The following is a 16,546-nucleotide window of genomic DNA, read 5'->3' on the forward strand; positions in this document are numbered from 1 at the left end:
TCGCGTGGCGTACTTTGACGCCGAACGTTTCCTCGGGCACACTGCGTCAAGTCCCACGTTCCCAGCGCGATGAAGCTCCCGCCGATCTCCGCTCTCCTCGTTCCCGCGACTGCGCTGCTCCTCGCGGGCATCGCCGTTCCCCGCGCGGACGACGTCCCGTCCGCGAGCACCGCGCCCGCGCACGTCGCCGTCGACGCCGCCGCGGGCGCACCCGCCCCGCCGCCCGCGCCCGCGCCGGTCCTGGGCGAGTTCCGCCTCGATCCCGCCCTGGGCCGCTACGTGGCGCCGCTCGGGACGGGGCGCGCGGTGCTCACCCTCGATCCGCGCCTGCAGGCGCGTCTCGAGCGCACGCTGCAGTCGTTCGCCGTGCCCTGGGGCGTGACCGTGCTCATCGAGCCCGCCACCGGCCGGATCCTCGCCATGGCGGAGCACTCGCAGGCGGAGCCGGGCCGCCGCGGCCTCGCGCTCACCGCCTTCGCGCCCGCCGCGAGCATCTTCAAGATCGTGACCGCGGCGGCGCTCCTCGAGCAGGGCATCCGCCCCGACGAGGAGGTCTGCTACCACGGCGGGATGCGGCGGCTGCAGCCGGCGCTCCTCTCCGACGATCCGCGCCGCGACCGGAGCTGCGCCACCCTCGAGCGCGCCTTCGGCCACTCGACGAACGTGGTGTTCGCGAAGCTCGCCGACCGCGGGCTCGACGCCGCGCTCCTCCGGGCCGAGGCGAAGCGCTTCCTCTTCAACGACGCGATCCCGTTCCCGCGCGCGGTGGACGTCTCGAAGGCGGACATCGCGGACTCCGGCTTCGAGCTCGCGAACACCGCCGCCGGCTTCGGCCCGGTGCGGCTCTCGCCGCTGCACGGCGCGCTCCTCGCCGCCATCGTCGCGAACGGCGGGGTCTTCGTGCCGCCCGTCATCGTCGACGAGACCGAGGGCGTGGACGCGCCGGTGCCCGCCGCGCCCTGGCGCGTGGTGGACGAGGCCGTGGCCGGCACGCTCGGCGAGATGATGCGGTCGACCTGCAGCGAGGGGACCGCGCGGCGCGCGTTCCACGGCGCGCGCGGGCCGCTCCGCGGCGTCGCGGTGGCCGGGAAGACCGGCTCCCTCGCCGACCGCGCCCCGTTCCGCGACTACTCCTGGTTCGTCGGCTACGCGCCGGCGGACCACCCCGAGATCGCGGTCGCGACGGTGATCGCGAACGGCACGGTCTGGCGGACCCGCGCCTCCGCGGTGGCGAAGGACGCGCTCGAGGCGTTCTTCGCGGTGCGCGTCGCGGAGGGCCCGGCCCGACCGGCGCCGGGGCTCCGGACCGCGAAGGCGCCAGCGCCCTGAACGACAGCGCGACGCGCGATCACCTTCGGTGTCGCGAACCGCGCCGTCTAGCAGAGCTCCACCAGCTCGGACTCCGCGAAGCGGCGGATCGACTTCAGCACGTCGAGCTCGCGCAGCGGCGCGATCCGCGAGAGGTCCAGCACGCTCCGCCGCCCGTCGCAGCGGGAGAGCAGGTACTTGTCCGCGGAGGAGAGGCGCATCCGCGCCAGCTCGGCGGCCGGCACGCGGAGCCGCGGGGTCCGCGTCGTGGCGAGGAGCTCGCCGCGGAGGCGGTCCGCGAGGAGGCGCTCCGCCTCGGCGAGGAGCGCCCGCGCCGCGCCCGACGCGGGCGCGAGCTCGACCGCGCGCGCCGCGACGAGCTCGGCGTCGTCGGCGCGGCCGTCGGCGAGCAGCCCGCGGGCACGCTCGAGGAGGTCCGCGGGTACCGCGTCCGCCGCCGCGACGGCCGCGTCGGACGGCGGCGCCGCGCGGACGACGCCCTGGCGCGCGAGCGCGTAGAGCCGCTGGTACAGGTGGAAGTCGGTGGCGTGCAGCGCGAGCCCGATCTCGTCGATGGTCTTCCCGTCGCGGGCGAGCGCGACGAGGCGGCCGTCGACGGTGGTCGGGTCCTGGCCGGGCGGGACCTTCGCCTCGTCGATCTCGAGGGTCGCGCCGCCGGCGGGGAACTGGGCGCGGAACGCGCCCCAGGCCGTCGCCCGGAACTCCGCCTCGCGGGCGATGTCCGCGAGCGGGACGCGCGCGTCGGTCTCGTCCACCGCGGGCGGCGGGCCGTCGTCGAACGAGAACAGGCCGGCGTCCCAGAGGAAGGCGTCGAGGAGCGTCTCGCGGATCTTGATGGCGAGGACCTCGCGGATCGTCTCCACCGGGACGAGCCCGACCATGGTGAGGACCTTGCCGAGGCGGACCTTCGTCTCCTCCTGCGTCTGGAACGCCTTCGAGAGCTGGTCCTCGGTGAGGTGGCCGAAGTTGATGAGGAGCTGCCCGAGGAACTCCCGCGGGTCGTTGGAGGCGGCGGCGACGGCGTCGCCCTGGTCGAGGTGGAGCGTCTTGCGGATCGTGCCGCGCTCGCACGTGAGCGTGCCGGACATCCTGCGGCGCGCGAGCAGCTCGACGAGATCGCCGAGCGGGAGCACCGCGAAGCTGCCCATGAGGCCGCGCATTCCGGAGCGCGAGTCTCCCCCGGACCGCGCGCTGGCGGCAAGCCGGGGCGTCGTGTAAGAAGATCGCCGCCATGACCGTCGCCACGCTCCGCCGCGCCGCGCCCGTCGCGGCCGCCCTCGCCCTCGCCGCCGCCGGCTGCCAGCGCGACGACAAGCCGGTCCAGGCCGCGCCGCTGCCCGCGCACCCCGTGGATGTCCGCTCCATCCCGATCTTCCGGAGCTCCGCCGCGCCGGCGCCCACGCTCGACCTGCCGACCCTCGACGGGAAGCGGTTCAGCCTCGACAGCGTGAAGGGGCAGGTCGTCTTCGTGAACTTCTGGGCGACGTGGTGCCCACCCTGCCGCGACGAGATGCCGTCGATGCTCGCGCTCGGACGGGACCTCGAGGCGCGCTACCCCGGCAAGTTCAAGATGGTCGCCGTCTCCGCCGACGACGGGTGGGGCCCCGTGAAGGAGTTCTTCGGCGCGCCGCCCTACCTCGGCTCGACGCAGGGGATCACGGTGGCGCTCGATCCCTCGGAGGGTAAGACCGCGGTCGCTTCCTACTTCTGTACCGCGCGCGGGGCGTGCCCGAAGATCATGTTCCCGGAGAGCTACATCGTCGCGAAGGACGGCCGCATCGTCGGGTTCTTCGAGGGCCCGCTCGACTGGTCGAGCCCCGTGGCCCGCGCTTATATCGAGCAGCTCATCCGCTCCTAGCGCCGGCGTCCTCGAAAGGGGTCCAGACCACCGGATCCTGCGCAATATCATTAACTTGACGCTCCGCGTCGAAGCGGTGGACGCGTGCGCGTTGCGTCCCGTCGATCGGGTCCCCGCCCCCGGTTTTCTTGATAGGGGCAAAGGCCGTGCACTATAAAGGCCCGGGAATCTTCGGAGATTCGGCGGTCGGCCCGTTTACGCGATCGCCCCGGAGGGGCGCGTGGCAGACAGCGGCATCCCCGTCGTGCTCGTCGGGCTCGGTGAGATCGGTCGAGCCATCGCCCGAGCTGCCCTCGCACGTCCGGACCTGCAGGTGGTGGCCGCGGTCGATGCCGATCGCGCGAAGGCCGGCCGCTCGCTCGCCGAGGTGATCGGCGCACCCGCACCGGATCTCCTGGTCGCACCCGATCTGCGCGGAGCGCTCGCGTCCGCCGCCGGCGGGGTGGTCCTGCTCGCGACCGGGAGCCGCTTCGCCGAGCTCCTCCCGGACCTCGAGCGCGTGGTGAAGGCCGGTCTCTCGGTCGTCTCCACGTGCGAGGAGCTCGCCTACCCCTTCCTCCAGCACGAGGAGGAGGCGAACGCGCTCGACCGGCTCGCGGAGAGCCGGAACGTCGCGGTGCTGGGGACCGGCGTGAACCCCGGGTTCGTCCTCGATCGCCTCCCCGCTCTGCTCGGCCAGGTCACCGGACCCGTCCGGCACGTGCGCGCGGTCCGGGTGGTCGACGCGTCGCGCCGGCGCGCGGCGCTGCAGCGGAAGATCGGCGCCGGGCTGACCGAGGACGCGTTCCACGACGCCGCCGAGCGGGGCGAGGTGGGGCACCTCGGCCTCCTCGAGTCCGCGGCGCTCGCGGCGGTCGGCCTCGGGCTCGCCATCGACGAGGTGGACGACGAGGTGGCGCCGCTCGTGGCCGAGGAGGACTGGGACGGCCCCATCCCGGTCCGGCGCGGGCAGGTCGCGGGGGTCTCCCAGGTCGCGCGCGTGTTCGCGGACGAGCGCGAGGTCGTCCGGCTCGAGCTCACGATCGCCATCGGCGCGGAGGACCCGCGCGACGAGGTGGAGCTCGACGCCGACCCGCCGCTCCGGCTCGTGGTGCCGGGGGGCATCTCCGGCGACGCGGCCACCGCGGCCGCGGTCGTGAACGCGGTACCCGCGGTGACGGAGCTGCGCGGGCTCGTCACCGTGCTCGATCTGCCCGCGGGGCATTGAAGAGAGGACCATGCTCGACAGATCCCTCATCGGCCGAGAGAGCGAGCCCGTCGTCCACGACGTGGAGAAGGGCGCGATCCGGCGCTTCGCGGACGCGCTCGGCGATCCGAACCCGATCTACCAGGACGAGGTGGCGGCGCGCGCGGCCGGGCTCCCGGGGATCGTCGCCCCGCCGACGTTCCCCATCGTGCTCGCCACGAACGAGCGGTTCCGGCATTCGCTCGACCTCGGGACGCGCTCGATCCTGCACGGCGAGCAGCAGTTCGAGTACGGACGCGCGCTCGTCGCGGGCGACCGCGTGACCGTGACGAGCCGCGTGGCCGACGTGCTCGAGCGCCCCGGCGCGAGCGGGCCGACGGACGTGATCGTGATCGAGGACGAGGGCCGGGACGACAAGGGCGAGCTTCTGTTCCGCTCGCGCGCGACGCTCATCCTGCGTCGCTGATGAGGGGACGATGACGCTCACGGCACGCCAGCTCTACTTCGAGGCGGTGAAGGTGGGGGACGAGCTGCCCCCGCTCGTGAAGCCGCCCGTGGATCGCCTGCAGATCGCCCGGTACGTCGGCGCGGCGCAGGACTGGAACCCGCTCTTCATCGACGAGCCCTTCGCGAAGAACTCGGGGTTCCCGAGCGCCCTCGCGCCCGGGATGATCGCGATGGGCTTCGTCGGCGAGCTCGTCGTCGAGTGGGTCCGGGGCGCGCGCCTCCGGAAGTTCCAGGCCCGCTTCGTGAAGATCGTCTGGCCCGGCGACGTCCTCACCGCGCGCGGCCGCGTGTCCGACCGCCGCTTCGAGGAGGGCGGGAAGTACGGGATCGACATCGAGGTCTGGGCGGAGAACCAGCGCGGCGAGCTCGTGGTCCGCGGCCTCGCCACGTTCCAGCTTTACTACAGCGCCGAGGACGAGGCCCGCCAGCGGGCCGGCCACGGGCCGCTCGTCGTGACGAAGGAGGAGGAGGAGGCGCGCCTCGCCAAGCTGTCGCGCGCGCAGCCGCCCCGGCCCGCCGTCGCCGCCGGCCGCCCCCTCGCGCCGCCGCGGCCGCTCGCGCCGCCACCCGCGCCGGCGCGGCCCGGTGCGCCTCAGCCGCCCGGCGCTCGCCCCGCGGTCACGCCGCCTGGCGCGGCGCCCCGGCCCGCCGCCGCCGTCCCGCCGGCGCGGCCCGCCGCTCCGCCTGCTCGCCCGGTCGCGGCGCCCGCCGCCGCGCGGCCTCCCGCGCCCCCGGTCCCGGCGACGAAGGCCGCCGCTCCGGCCCGGCCGGCGGCCGCGCCCGCCCGTCCCGCCGCGAAGGCCGCAGCGCCCGCCCGTCCGGCGCACCCGGCGCGCCCGGCGAAGGCGGCGCGCCCTGCCCCGAAGCACGCGGGCGCAGGAAAGGCCAAGGCCGCGCGCCCGCATCCGGCGAAGCGGCCGACGCGGAGCGACAAGGCCGCCCGCGCCCGCGCCCGCGGCGCGGCGAAGAAGCCCACCGGGAAGAAGCGGCGGTAGGAGGCGGGCGGTCGCCGGTCTCCCGGCGCCGGTCCCGCACCCCCTTGTCCCCGAGACGCGCTCCGCACCCGCTCCTCGCGCCCGGCCCGCTCGCGCCGCTCGCGCTCGCGCTCGCGCTCGCGGCGCCGGGCTGCCGCCGCGCGGCGGACGGTCCGACCGCGCTCGCGGAGCCGGCGCGCGCGCCGGCCGTGGTGCAGGCCGACGCCGCCGTCGCCGAGGGCGATCGGGCGTTCCTCGAGCGCGGAGATCCCGGTCGAGTGGTGGCGGCGCTCGCCGCGTACGGGCGCGCCGCGGGGCTTCGACCCGGCGATCCCGCCATCGAGCTGCGGATCGCGCGCGCCGAGGCGTTCCGCGGGCGCGCCGCGGCGGATCCGGGCCGCGCCCGCGAGGGCTGGGAAGCGTCGGCCCGGGCCGCCGAGCGCGCCCTCCGGACGCTCGCGCCGGGCTGGGCGAAGGCGATCGACGCGGGCGAGGATCCCGCGGCCGCGGCGGCGCGGGTCGACGCCGGAGGGGCCGAGGCCCTCTACTGGCTCGCGCTCGGCACGATGCGCGCGGCGCAGGCGACCGGGTACGCGGCGGTGCTCGCGGTGAAGGACGCGGCGCTCGGGATGATGACGCGCGCGGCGGAGCTGGACGAGCGGGTCGACGCCGCCGGGCCGCACCGCGCCCTCGGCGCGTGGCGGGCCGCGCTCCCGGTCGCCGCGGGCGGCGGCGCGGCGGCGAGCCGCGCCCACTTCGAGCGCGCCCGCGCCCTCGCGCCGGACGATCTCCTCGGGCCGGTGGCCGAGGCGGAGACGTACGCGGTGCTGGTGCAGGACGAGGCGCTCTTCGACCGGCTCCTCGCGGACGTCCTCGCTGCGGATCCGGCCCGCGACCCCGGCCGCGCGCCGGAGAACCGGATCGCTCGCCGGTCCGCGCAGGAGCTCCTCGAGCGGAAGGCGCGCCTGTTCTAGGCGCCGGGACCGAGACCGACCTTGCCCAACGTCCGCCCCCTCCGCGCGCCCGCGCGCCTCGCCCTCGCGGCGGCGCTGGCGCTCGCTGCCTGCCGCCCGCCGCGGACGCCGCCGCCGGATCTGTCGCTCGACGCCGCGGCGCTCCGGGACCAGGTCCTCCGCTCCCAGGCGCGCCTCCGGAGCGTGTCGGGGACGGCGCGCGTCGGCGTCGACGCGCCCGGGGGGTCCGGCACCGTCTCGCAGTTCGTCGCGGCGGAGCGGCCGGATCGGGTGCACCTCGAGGTGCTCGACTTCTTCGGCAACGTGACGGTCGTCCTCGTGGCGGGCGAGGGGCGCTTCGCGCTCTACGACGCGCGCGAGAAGGTGCTGTACCGCGGGGCCGCCACGCCGGAGAACCTCGCGCGGCTGCTCCCGGTCCCGATCCCGGCCGAGGACCTCGTCGCGATCCTCCTCGGCACGGCGCCGCTCGTCGACGGCACGCCGACGGCGGCCGTCCCGGGCGCCGGGTTCGTCACCCTCGAGCTCGCGCGGGGTGCCCTCACGCAGGCGCTCCGGGTCGGGTCCGACGCCGTCGTGGAGCGCTCGTCGCGGCGGGTCGCGGGAGGGCCCGGACCGGGGACCTACGACCTCCGGTTCGAGATCTTCCAGCAGCGGGCGGGCGTCTGGTTCCCCCGGCAGGTCGCGCTCCGGGCGGATTCGCCCAAGGTGAAGCTCGACCTCGCCTGGAAGGACGCCGAGGTGAACGGGGAGATCGACCCGAAGCTCTTCCGTCTCGAGCCCCCGCGCGGCGCCCGCGTGGTGGATCTCGGGGGCGACGAGGTCCTCCCCGGCACGCCGCCGAACCCCTTCCTTCCGCCGGCCGGCGCCGACCCCGCCGGGAGCGCGCCGGCGGGCGGTGGCCCGCCCGGCCGGGAATGACCTCGGCCGTCCGTACGTTCGCGCCGTCGATGGGCCCCCCGCGCTCGCCGGGCGGCCGTTACACTCCTCTCGCCGGGTTCGACCGGGAGAACACCAAGTGGAATTCAGCTACAGCTCGCTCCTCAAGACCGGGAGCGCCTCGATGTGGATCATCGTGGCGTGCTCGGTCATCGCGCTCGCCGTCGCCGTCGAGCGCGCGATCGCGCTGTTCGGCTTCACCGCGCGGGCGAAGAGCCTCGCCGACGCCGTGACGCGGGCGCTCTACCGGGGTGACCTCGAGGACGGGCGCGCCCAGTGCGAACGCTCCGGGTCCTCCGCCGCGGACGTGTTCCTCGCCGGCCTCGTCGCCGCCGCGCCCCGCGCGGGCCGCGGCCCGCCACCCGTCGAGAAGATCGTCGCGGCGGTGGAGCGCGAGCGGCAGCAGGTGAACCTGAAGCTCCGCCGGAACCTCTGGATCCTCGGCACCGTCGGCGCCACCGCGCCGTTCGTCGGCCTCTTCGGCACCGTGGTCGGCATCATGCACGCGTTCCGGCAGATGGCGTCGACCGGGCAGGGCGGGTTCGCGGTGGTCGCGGCGGGCATCTCCGAGGCCCTCGTCACGACCGCGGGCGGCATCGCGGTCGCCATCGAGGCCGTCGTGATCTTCAACTTCCTGAACGTCCACGTGCAGAAGCTCGCGCTGCAGCTGCGGCTCCTCACGGAGGAGTACCTCGAGATCCTGAAGGAGGTGCTCCCGACGCTCCGCACCGCCGGTGCCGACGCGTCGCCGCCGCTCCGGCCGGCGAAGGAGGGTTAGCCCGTGGCGATCGGCGGTCCGAACGGCGACGTGGGCGGCGACGACGAGGGCGGTGGCGGCGGCATCTTCGCCGACATCAACATCACCCCGCTCACCGACATCTTCCTCGTCCTCCTCATCATCTTCATGGTGACGACCACCGCGATCGCGGAGGCCGGCCAGGAGAAGGGTGGGTTCAAGGTCAACCTGCCGAAGGGCGGGAAGGGCGAGGTCGCCCCGGTCCCGCAGGATCTCGCCGTGGCGATCCTCGCCGACGGCCGCGCGGTGGTCGGCGGGAAGGTGCTCGACGACGACTCGCTGAAGGGCGTGTTCGGTGAGACGCACGGCCGGAACGCGGAGACGGTCGTCCTCGTGCAGGCGGACGCGGGCGTCCCGCACGGGCGGGTCGTGCAGGTGATGGAGCTCGCGCGCGGCGTCGGCCTCTCCCGCCTCGCCATCGCGACCCGCGCCGGGCAGTGACCGCCTGCGCGTCCCCTCGGGCGCGCACCCGGTGTCGCTCGACGGCGTCCGCGGCGCGGAGGTAGGATCGCCCCGCCATGACCGCCGCCCCGAAGAAGCGGCTCGGTGAGATCCTCCTCGAGTCCGGCATCATCGACGCGACGCAGCTCCAGGCGGCCCTCGGCCATCAGCGCCAGTGGGGCGTCCGCATCGGTCAGGCGCTCGTCGACCTGAAGCTCGCGACCGAGGCCGACATCGTGGAGGCGCTCGCGAAGAAGTTCGGGTTCGAGGTCGCCCGGCTCGACGCGCTCGAGCCGTACGCGTTCGAGCAGGCGCTGAAGCTCGTCCCCCGCGAGTTCGCGACGCGCAACAACGTGTTCCCGATGGGCGCGGACACGAGCTCGATCCGGGTGGCGATGTCGGACCCGACGAACCTCGCGGTCGTCGACGAGCTGCGGTTCCGGACCGGACGGCGCGTGAGCGTCTGCATCGGCGGAGATCGCGAGATCGCCGCGGCCCTGCAGCTGCACTACCCCACGGCCGGCGGCGCGGTGGAGGCCATCGCGCTCGACCTCGACGTCGACGATCTCGGCGGCGAGCCGGTGCTGGATGCCTTCGGAGGCGGCTCGAACGAGGCGTTCGAGGCGTTCTTCGGCAGTGGCCCTGCGCTGGCGCCGACCGCGCCGGCCCCCGCCCGCGCCCCCGTTCGCGCCGACCCGGTCGAGGAGCGAACCGCCGGACCGGCGCCTGCGACGTGGGCCGCGCCCGCGCCGTCTCCCGCTCCCGTTCGCCCGGAGCCCGTCGAGGCGCGACCCGCCCGAGCGCCCGCGGCGCCCGTCGCTCCGCCCGCGCCCGTCGCTGCGGAAGAGCCGCCGGAGCTGACGCCGTATCCGTTCGAGGCCGAGCTCCAGGCCGAGCTCGAGGGCGACGCAGTGCTCGCGACCGACCTCGCCCCCGCGGACGAGCCCGCCGAGGGCGATCCCTCCGCGCGCCCGCTCACCGAGGCGGAGCGCGAGATCCTCGACGCGCTCGACCGTCTCGCCGGCGGCGCCCCCGCCGAGCCCGACATCGTGAAGCCCGCCCAGGCGATGGCGGCGATGATCCGGCTGCTGATCCGCCGCGGGTTCGTCACCGAGCAGGAGTTCCTGGACGAGCTGCTGCGGAGGTGACCGCCGCGGGACGGTGCGTCACGCTCAGTTGAGCGCGCCCGGCACCACCAGCGGAAACGGCGCGATCTCGGCGTCGAACGAGCTCCCGTCGTCGCGCACCATCCGGTAGGTCCCGTGCATCGAGCCGTGCGGCGTCTCGAGGATGCAGAAGCTCGTGTACTCGAACTCCTCGCCGGCGGTCAGGTAGGGCTGGTGGCCGACGACGCCCTCGCCCGCGACCTCCTCGAGCTCGCCGTTGGCGTCGGTGACGATCCAGTGCCGCGCCACGAGCCGCGCGGCCGCCTCGCCGTCGTTGGCGATCTTCACCGTGTACGTGAAGAGGTACTTGCCGGGCTCGGACCGGTCCGGCCGGTACGCGCTCCGCACCTGGACGCGGATCCCCTGGGTCACGGCGCTCGACACGCACGGGGGTTATAACGCGCGCGCACCCTCCCGCCCGTCGAGCGCCCACCGTGGATGTGCCTGCCCTGATCGCGTCCGCCCCGCCGCACCCGCGCCGCGTGGTCTGCCTGACGGAGGAGACCACCGAGACGCTGTACCGGATCGGGGCGGACGACCTCGTCGTGGGCGTCTCCGGGTTCACAGTCCGTCCACCGGAGGCGCGCCGGAAGCCGCACGTCTCGTCCTTCCTGTCCGCGGACCTCGAGGCCATCGTCGCGCTCCGCCCGGACCTCGTGGTGGGGTTCTCGGACCTGCAGGCGGACATCGCGCGCGACCTCGTCCGCCGCGGCGTCGCGGTGCTCGTCACGAACCAGCGCTCGATCGCGGAGATCCTCCAGACGATCCGGCTCGTCACGGCCGCGGTCGGCCGGGGCGCCGAGGGGGCCGCGCTCGCGGACCGGCTCGCCGCCGGTCTCGCCGAATTCGCGGACGGCGCGGCTGCGCTGCCCCGCCGGCCCCGCGTGTTCTTCGAGGAGTGGCCGGATCCGCTCATCGCCGGCATCCGCTGGGTCTCGGAGCTGGTCGAGCTCGTGGGGGGCGAGGACGTCTGCGCCGACAGCCGCGCGTCGCACGCCGCGAGGGGCCGCATCCAGGACCCGCTCGAGGTGGCGCGGCGCGACCCGGACGTCGTCGTGGCGAGCTGGTGCGGGAAGAAGGCGCGGCGCGAGGTCATCGCGGGCCGTCCCGGGTTCGCGGCGGTCCGGGCGGTGAGGGACGATCAGCTGTACGAGGTGAAGAGCGCGATCATCCTGCAGCCGGGCCCCGCGGCGCTCGAGGACGGCGCCCGCGCGCTCGCCCGGATCGTGGCCGCGGTGGCCCGGGGCGAGCGGCTGCCGGCCCGCCGCGCCGGCGATCTCCGGGGCGCGTGAAGGTTATGCTCCACCCCATGGACGAGAAGCTCGCGGGCATCCTCTCCGAGATCCGCCGCCGGCAGGGGCGCGTGGTCGTGCTCACCGGCGCGGGGATCTCGGCCGAGAGCGGGATCCCCACCTTCCGCGGCGTGGAGGGGTACTGGGTGGTCGGGTCGCGGAACTACATGCCGCAGGAGATGGCGACCCGGGCGATGTTCGACGAGGCACCGGAGGAGGTCTGGCGCTGGTACCTGTACCGGTTCGGCGTGTGCAAGGACGCGTCGCCGAACGCGGGGCACCACGCGCTCGTTCGCCTCGAGAGCGCCCTCGGCGATCGCTTCACGCTCGTGACCCAGAACATCGACGGGCTGCACCGGCGCGCCGGCTCGCGGCGCGTCTTCTGCATCCACGGCGACGCGGCCTGGGTCCGGTGCGCGGCCGACTGCGGCGTGGGCCTCCTCGACCTGCCTCCGTTCCCGCCCCGCACGAAGGACCAGCCCTTCACCGGGGACGAGCGCCGGAAGCTCACCTGCCCGCGCTGCGGCGGGTGGCTCCGCCCGCACGTGCTCTGGTTCGACGAGTGCTACGACGAGGCCAACTACCGGATGGACAGCGCGCTGCGCGCCGCCGGCGCCGCCGATCTCCTCCTCGTGGTCGGGACGAGCGGGGCCACGAACCTCCCGATGCAGATCGGCCAGCTGGTGTTCATGCGCGGCGCGGCGATGGTGGACGTGAACCCCGAGGAGAACCCGTTCTCCGAGCTGGCCGAGCGATCGCCGCTCGGTCACTTCGCGCGCGGCAGCGCCTGCGAGCGGCTGCCGGAGATCGTCGCGGCGCTCGGGGCGACGTCCTCGAGCGCCTAGCCGCGGACGTCCGCGCCGGCGTCGCCGCGGAACGCCTCGAGGCGTGCGATCCAGCTCGCGGAGAGCCCGGCGGCGCGGGCGCCGCGGACGAGCGCGTCGAGGTAGGCCGGGGCCGGGACCCCGTCCGACGCGAGCCGGCGGGAGGTCGCGGCGCGGTACGCGACGGCGTCCACCTCGGTCCCGTCCGTGGTCCGCACCTTCACCGGCACCGGTTCGTAGAGGCCGGAGAGGGCGCCCTCCTTGTGATCGACGAGGCCGCGGGCGCCGCCCGGCATCGGCACCGCGAGCCCCTCGACGACCTCGCCGGGCGCCTCGGCGAGGCTCGCCACCGCGCCGCCCCAGTGGCGCGAGACCACGTCGAACGCGAGGCGGAACCCGGCGAGGCGCGCCGGCCGCCCGCGCCCGAGGTCGGGGGTGTCGTAGCCGTGCTCGCGGGCCCAGGCCGAGAACGCCTCGCCATCTAGCGACGAGCCGTACACGAACCACACGAACCCTGGTCCGGCCGGGGCCTCGTGCGCCTTGCCGAACACGGGGAGCGCCATGCGCTCTCAGTAACACCGTCCGGGTCGCGCGTCACCGCCCGGCGGGGCTCCCCGAGAGGACGATCTCGAGGCCGCGGCTCTCGCCCGCGGCCAGACGGACCAGCGCCTCGCCGCGCCGGCCGTCGTCGGCGACCACCGACAGCCGCAGCGGCTCGCCCGGGAGGTCGCCGAGGGCGAAGCGGTCGCCGGTGAACCGGTGGACGTCCACGGTGCGCCAGCCCTCCGGGGTGGGCTGGGAAGTCACCTCCAGCGTGAATCCCTTCACGGCGCGCCCACCCGCGCGGACCACGCCGTCGACGGCGGCGCCGGGCGCGAGCGTCACGACGACCTCGCCCGAGGCCGGGATGGGGCCGGTGTAGGCGCCGGCCCGGCCGCCGTTCCGGGCCCGGAGCGTCACCGGCCGGTCGCCGAGGCCCAGGCCGGGCGCGAGCCGCACCCGGCCGTCCTCGCCGGCGGTGAGCGCGAGCGCGATCCTCGGGTCGTCGGGACGGGATACCGTCACGATGGCGCCAGCGGAAGGCGCTCCGCCGGGCTCCACGATCGAGATCTCGGTGCCCTCCTCCACCGGCGCGGCCGCGAGCGTGAGGTCCAGGCGGGTCGTGAGCCGCGGCTCGACGCGCACGAACGCCGGCGGGACGCGGAGGTCCGCGGAGGCGGCCTCCGAGGGCGCAGCGTGGACGCGGTACTCGCCGGCGGGGACCACGAGGCCATAGTTGCCCGAGGCGTCGGCGAGCGTGCGCGCCACCTGCGAGGTGCCGAGCCCGGCCCGGAGCGGCACGGCGACGACCGCCGTCCCGAGCGGCGGCCGCTTCCCGTCCGCCACGACGCGGCCGGCGAGGACGCCCGCGGGCGCCACGAAGAAGTCCATCCGCACCGCCCGGCCGGGCGCGACGCGCACCGCCCGCGCGTCGCCGACCAGCGCGCCCTCCTCCGACGCGACCAGCTCCGCCCGCCCGGCCTCGAGGCCGTCGATCCGGTAGCGGCCGTCGAAGTCGCTCCGCACCTCGAGCGGGAGGGTGCGCTCGAGCCCGTCGCCGCGCGACACCACCCGGACGCGGGCGCCCGAGAGCGGATGGCCGGCAGGATCCGCGACCGCGCCCTCGATGGCGCCCGTCGCGGCGAGCGTCGCGGTCACGGGGAACCGCTGGCCGGCGGCGAGCGTGACGCCGCCGAGGCGCGCCGGGCTCGCGCCGGCGGCCGAGACCGACAGGTCGTACGCGCCCGGGGCGACGTCGCGCAGCGTGAAGCGCCCGTCCGCGCCCGCCGCCGTCCGGGCGACGCGCCCGCCCGCGTCGTGGCGGAGCAGCACGACGTCCGCGCCCGCGGCCGGCGCGCCGTCGGCGCGGACGGCGACGCCGTCGAGGACTGCCGCCGGCCCGAGCCGGAGCGCGAGGCCGCGCGCCGTCCCGCCCGGCCCGACGGCGACGGCCGCGTCGAGCGCGCCTGCCTCCCCCGGAGCGGCCGCGAGCAGCGCGTACTCGCCCGCGGGCACCGCCAGCACGAACCGCCCCGACGCGTCCGCGATCGCGCTCGCCGCGTGGGCACGGGAGACGGCGCGGACGGTCGCGCCCGTTGCGGGCCGCCCGCTCGCGAGCGCCACCTCTCCGGAGAGGGTCGCGAGCGGCTCGAGCTCGACGGCGAGCGGCGCGGCCCGCGGCACGGCCACCCGCTCGACGCGGACCGGGTGGAGACCGGGCGCGCCGACGAGCACGGTCCACGTGCCGGGCGCGAGGCCCTCGGCGCTGAACCGGCCGTCGCCGTCCGCGACGACGGACACGGACTCCTCGGGGGGCGCGTCGAGCGCGGTCAGGACGCGGGCGCCGGCGGGGACGAGCGTCACGCGGGCCGCCACGGGCGTCCCCGCGCCGCGCACGCGGACGACGCCGTCGAGGGCGGCCGGCGGCGCGAGCGCCACCTCGACGTGCGTCGCCTCGGCGCCCGGGGCGCGGATGAGCTCCGCGACTCCGGTCGCGAGCCCCGGCGCGCGGACCGCCACGAGGTACGCGCCGGGCCGGGAGGGCACGCGCGCGAGCCCATCCGCGCCGGTCCGGCCCGAGCCGGCCCGGCGCCAGCCGGGGTCCTCGCCTCCGATCGCGCGGTAGAGCCGGACGTCGGCGGTCCCCTGCGGCTCGCCGCCCGCGGTGACCCGCACCACGGCGACGCCCTCGCCGGCGGCGGCGGGCGGATCGGCGAGGCTCGACGGCGGCGCCGCGGGCGCGGGCGCCGCCGCGAGCGGGCTCACCTGCCCCTCGCGCGGCAGCTGCACGACGACGAACACCGCGGCGAGCACGGCGGCGACGAGGACGCCGCCCAGGACCACGATCGGCCGGACGCGCATGGAGAGCCTCCCTGGACCGCGAAGCGTAGACCAGAGCCGGCGCGCGGACAGGACCCCGGGCGGGCCGCCCGTCCTCACCTTCCGTCAATCGCCCCGCTCACGTCGTGAGGACGATCTTCGCGATCTCCGGCGGCGAGCCGAGGCGCATCGGGGGACCCCAGTAGCCGGTGCCGCGCGAGACGTAGACGTACCCGCGCCGCCCCGCCTCCTCGTGGGCGTAGAGCCCCTTCACGTACGGGTACGCCGCCGACACCAGGAAGTTGAACGGGAACAGCTGCCCGCCGTGGGTGTGCCCCGAGACCTGCAGCTCGACGCCCGAGCGCACCGCCTCCGGGACGCCGCGCGGCTGGTGCGCGAGGAGCACGAGGCTCCGCTCCGGATCCCGCCCGGCGAGCGCGCGCGGGAGATCGACGCCGTGCCCGCCGCCGAACCGCCCCGCGCTCCAGTCGTCCACTCCCGCGAGATCGAGCGACGCGCCCGCGTCGCCGATCGCCACCCGCTCGTTCCGGAGGACGCGGATCCCGAGCCGCCGGAGCTCCTCCACCCACGGGGCGACGCCGGAGTAGTACTCGTGGTTGCCGGTCACGAAGTAGACGCCGTGCCGGGCCCGGAGCGCCGCGAGGTGGCTCACCACCGCGCCGAGCTCGCGGACGGAGCCGTCGACGAGATCGCCGGTGATGGCGATGACGTCGGGGTGGAGCGCGTTCGTCTGCTCCACGACGCGCCGCACCTCGCGCTCGCGGATGATCGGCCCGACGTGGAGATCCGTGATCTGCGCGATGGTGAGCCCGGAGAGCGCGCGCGGGAGGCGCTCGATCCGGATCGGCACCTCGGTGATCTCCGCGGGGCCCGTCGCGGTGCGGAACGAGAGCCCTGTCGCGCCACCGGCCGCGAGCACCGCGCCGCCTGCCACGGCGCGCGCGATGAACGCGCGACGTTCCGGGTCCGGCGGGTCCGGCGTCGCGCGCATCCACTCGACCACGAGCGCGAGCCCCTGCGCGGCGAGCCGGGCGAGGTCGAGCGCGGCGACCGCGCAGAACAGGAGGAACGCCGCGCCGAGCCACGTGAACGCCGCGATGGGCAGGACGCGCGCCACCCAGCCCGAGCCGAGCCGGACCGCGAACATGCCGACCGGCACCGCCAGCGCGAGGAGCGCCAGGAGCACCGTCGCGGTTCTCCGCCAGGGCTCGGGGAGGCCCGGGTCCCGTACGAGCCGGACCCAGAGGTACGCGTGCATCCCGCCGAGGATGGCGAGGCTCACCAGGACGAAGATCGCGAAGGAGGTGACCGGACGGCTCACCGCTCTCGTTTAACGCCGGCGCGGGTGGGTCGCCAGTTCGGGGCGCGCGGCCTGGCCCCCGC

General features: G+C 76.1%; 17 protein-coding genes. 12 read left to right on the forward strand and 5 right to left on the reverse strand.

What is annotated here, in order from left to right:
* Positions 1–69: 69 nt before the first annotated feature.
* Positions 70–1,329 (forward strand): penicillin-binding transpeptidase domain-containing protein, encoded by a 1,260-nt coding sequence (locus tag AMOR_RS14910; RefSeq protein WP_248352344.1) that lies wholly within the window; start codon positions 70–72, stop codon positions 1,327–1,329.
* Positions 1,330–1,376: 47 nt separating this feature from the next.
* Here the strand turns inward: AMOR_RS14910 and AMOR_RS14915 are convergent, their stop codons facing one another.
* Positions 1,377–2,489, reverse strand: coding sequence for a DUF4388 domain-containing protein (locus AMOR_RS14915; protein WP_248352345.1), 1,113 nt, complete (start codon positions 2,487–2,489; stop codon positions 1,377–1,379).
* 71 nt (positions 2,490–2,560) lie between these two features.
* Here AMOR_RS14915 and AMOR_RS14920 point away from each other — a divergent pair, with 71 nt between their 5' ends.
* The 9 genes from AMOR_RS14920 to AMOR_RS14960 all read left to right on the forward strand — a co-directional run bounded on the left by AMOR_RS14920 (position 2,561) and on the right by AMOR_RS14960 (position 10,149).
* Positions 2,561–3,187 (forward strand): TlpA family protein disulfide reductase, encoded by a 627-nt coding sequence (locus AMOR_RS14920; RefSeq protein ID WP_248352346.1) that lies wholly within the window; start codon positions 2,561–2,563, stop codon positions 3,185–3,187.
* A gap of 220 nt (positions 3,188–3,407) precedes the next feature.
* Complete coding sequence (locus AMOR_RS14925) at positions 3,408–4,394, forward strand: dihydrodipicolinate reductase (protein WP_248352347.1); 987 nt, start codon at positions 3,408–3,410, stop codon at positions 4,392–4,394.
* 10 nt (positions 4,395–4,404) lie between these two features.
* Positions 4,405–4,839, forward strand: a complete 435-nt coding sequence (locus AMOR_RS14930) for a MaoC family dehydratase N-terminal domain-containing protein (protein ID WP_248352348.1) — start codon at positions 4,405–4,407, stop codon at positions 4,837–4,839.
* 10 nt (positions 4,840–4,849) lie between these two features.
* The gene (locus AMOR_RS14935) at positions 4,850–5,875 is read left to right on the forward strand and encodes a MaoC/PaaZ C-terminal domain-containing protein (protein WP_248352349.1); all 1,026 of its coding nucleotides are present in this window, start codon (positions 4,850–4,852) and stop codon (positions 5,873–5,875) included.
* A 44-nt stretch (positions 5,876–5,919) separates the two neighbouring features.
* Positions 5,920–6,828 carry a TRAP transporter TatT component family protein gene (locus tag AMOR_RS14940; RefSeq protein ID WP_248352350.1) on the forward strand — a complete coding sequence of 303 codons (909 nt, stop codon included), beginning with the start codon at positions 5,920–5,922 and terminating at the stop codon, positions 6,826–6,828.
* 21 nt (positions 6,829–6,849) lie between these two features.
* On the forward strand, positions 6,850–7,746 hold the full coding sequence (locus AMOR_RS14945; protein ID WP_248352351.1) for a lipoprotein insertase outer membrane protein LolB: 897 nt from the start codon (positions 6,850–6,852) through the stop codon (positions 7,744–7,746).
* A 97-nt stretch (positions 7,747–7,843) separates the two neighbouring features.
* Entirely contained in the window at positions 7,844–8,542 is a 699-nt protein-coding gene (locus tag AMOR_RS14950; RefSeq protein ID WP_248352352.1) for a MotA/TolQ/ExbB proton channel family protein, read from the forward strand.
* 3 nt (positions 8,543–8,545) lie between these two features.
* The gene (locus tag AMOR_RS14955; protein WP_248352353.1) at positions 8,546–9,001 is read left to right on the forward strand and encodes an ExbD/TolR family protein; all 456 of its coding nucleotides are present in this window, start codon (positions 8,546–8,548) and stop codon (positions 8,999–9,001) included.
* Positions 9,002–9,078: 77 nt separating this feature from the next.
* Positions 9,079–10,149, forward strand: a complete 1,071-nt coding sequence (locus AMOR_RS14960; RefSeq protein WP_248352354.1) for a GspE/PulE/PilB domain-containing protein — start codon at positions 9,079–9,081, stop codon at positions 10,147–10,149.
* 24 nt (positions 10,150–10,173) lie between these two features.
* Here the strand turns inward: AMOR_RS14960 and apaG are convergent, their stop codons facing one another.
* A complete protein-coding gene (gene apaG / locus AMOR_RS14965; protein WP_248352355.1) occupies positions 10,174–10,551 on the reverse strand; it encodes a Co2+/Mg2+ efflux protein ApaG in 378 nt (125 codons plus the stop codon).
* Between the two features lie 50 nt (positions 10,552–10,601).
* Here apaG and AMOR_RS14970 point away from each other — a divergent pair, with 50 nt between their 5' ends.
* Both AMOR_RS14970 and AMOR_RS14975 read left to right on the forward strand, forming a co-directional pair.
* Positions 10,602–11,459 (forward strand): cobalamin-binding protein, encoded by an 858-nt coding sequence (locus AMOR_RS14970; RefSeq protein ID WP_248352356.1) that lies wholly within the window; start codon positions 10,602–10,604, stop codon positions 11,457–11,459.
* Positions 11,460–11,476: 17 nt separating this feature from the next.
* On the forward strand, positions 11,477–12,304 hold the full coding sequence (locus AMOR_RS14975; protein WP_248352357.1) for an SIR2 family NAD-dependent protein deacylase: 828 nt from the start codon (positions 11,477–11,479) through the stop codon (positions 12,302–12,304).
* Here the strand turns inward: AMOR_RS14975 and AMOR_RS14980 are convergent.
* From AMOR_RS14980 to AMOR_RS14990, 3 genes are all read right to left on the reverse strand, one after another.
* Entirely contained in the window at positions 12,301–12,846 is a 546-nt protein-coding gene (locus AMOR_RS14980; RefSeq protein WP_248352358.1) for a gamma-glutamylcyclotransferase, read from the reverse strand. The genes AMOR_RS14975 and AMOR_RS14980 overlap by 4 nt on opposite strands.
* A 31-nt stretch (positions 12,847–12,877) precedes the next feature.
* Positions 12,878–15,184 carry a carboxypeptidase regulatory-like domain-containing protein gene (locus tag AMOR_RS14985; RefSeq protein ID WP_248352359.1) on the reverse strand — a complete coding sequence of 769 codons (2,307 nt, stop codon included), beginning with the start codon at positions 15,182–15,184 and terminating at the stop codon, positions 12,878–12,880.
* 97 nt (positions 15,185–15,281) lie between these two features.
* Complete coding sequence (locus AMOR_RS14990) at positions 15,282–16,484, reverse strand: metallophosphoesterase (protein ID WP_248352360.1); 1,203 nt, start codon at positions 16,482–16,484, stop codon at positions 15,282–15,284.
* Positions 16,485–16,546: the final 62 nt, after the last annotated feature.

The organism is Anaeromyxobacter oryzae (assembly GCF_023169945.1).
Classification (GTDB): Bacteria; Myxococcota; Myxococcia; order Myxococcales; family Anaeromyxobacteraceae; genus Anaeromyxobacter; species Anaeromyxobacter oryzae.

What these genes read in the sequence shown, in the direction of transcription:
- AMOR_RS14910 (WP_248352344.1), top strand. Translation starts at nt 70, where the DNA reads ATGAAGCTCCCGCCGATCTCCGCTCTCCTCGTTCCCGCGACTGCGCTG.
- AMOR_RS14915 (WP_248352345.1), bottom strand. Translation starts at nt 2,489, where the DNA reads ATGCGCGGCCTCATGGGCAGCTTCGCGGTGCTCCCGCTCGGCGATCTC.
- AMOR_RS14920 (WP_248352346.1), top strand. Translation starts at nt 2,561, where the DNA reads ATGACCGTCGCCACGCTCCGCCGCGCCGCGCCCGTCGCGGCCGCCCTC.
- AMOR_RS14930 (WP_248352348.1), top strand. Translation starts at nt 4,405, where the DNA reads ATGCTCGACAGATCCCTCATCGGCCGAGAGAGCGAGCCCGTCGTCCAC.
- AMOR_RS14935 (WP_248352349.1), top strand. Translation starts at nt 4,850, where the DNA reads ATGACGCTCACGGCACGCCAGCTCTACTTCGAGGCGGTGAAGGTGGGG.
- AMOR_RS14960 (WP_248352354.1), top strand. Translation starts at nt 9,079, where the DNA reads ATGACCGCCGCCCCGAAGAAGCGGCTCGGTGAGATCCTCCTCGAGTCC.
- AMOR_RS14975 (WP_248352357.1), top strand. Translation starts at nt 11,477, where the DNA reads ATGGACGAGAAGCTCGCGGGCATCCTCTCCGAGATCCGCCGCCGGCAG.
- AMOR_RS14980 (WP_248352358.1), bottom strand. Translation starts at nt 12,846, where the DNA reads ATGGCGCTCCCCGTGTTCGGCAAGGCGCACGAGGCCCCGGCCGGACCA.
- AMOR_RS14985 (WP_248352359.1), bottom strand. Translation starts at nt 15,184, where the DNA reads ATGCGCGTCCGGCCGATCGTGGTCCTGGGCGGCGTCCTCGTCGCCGCC.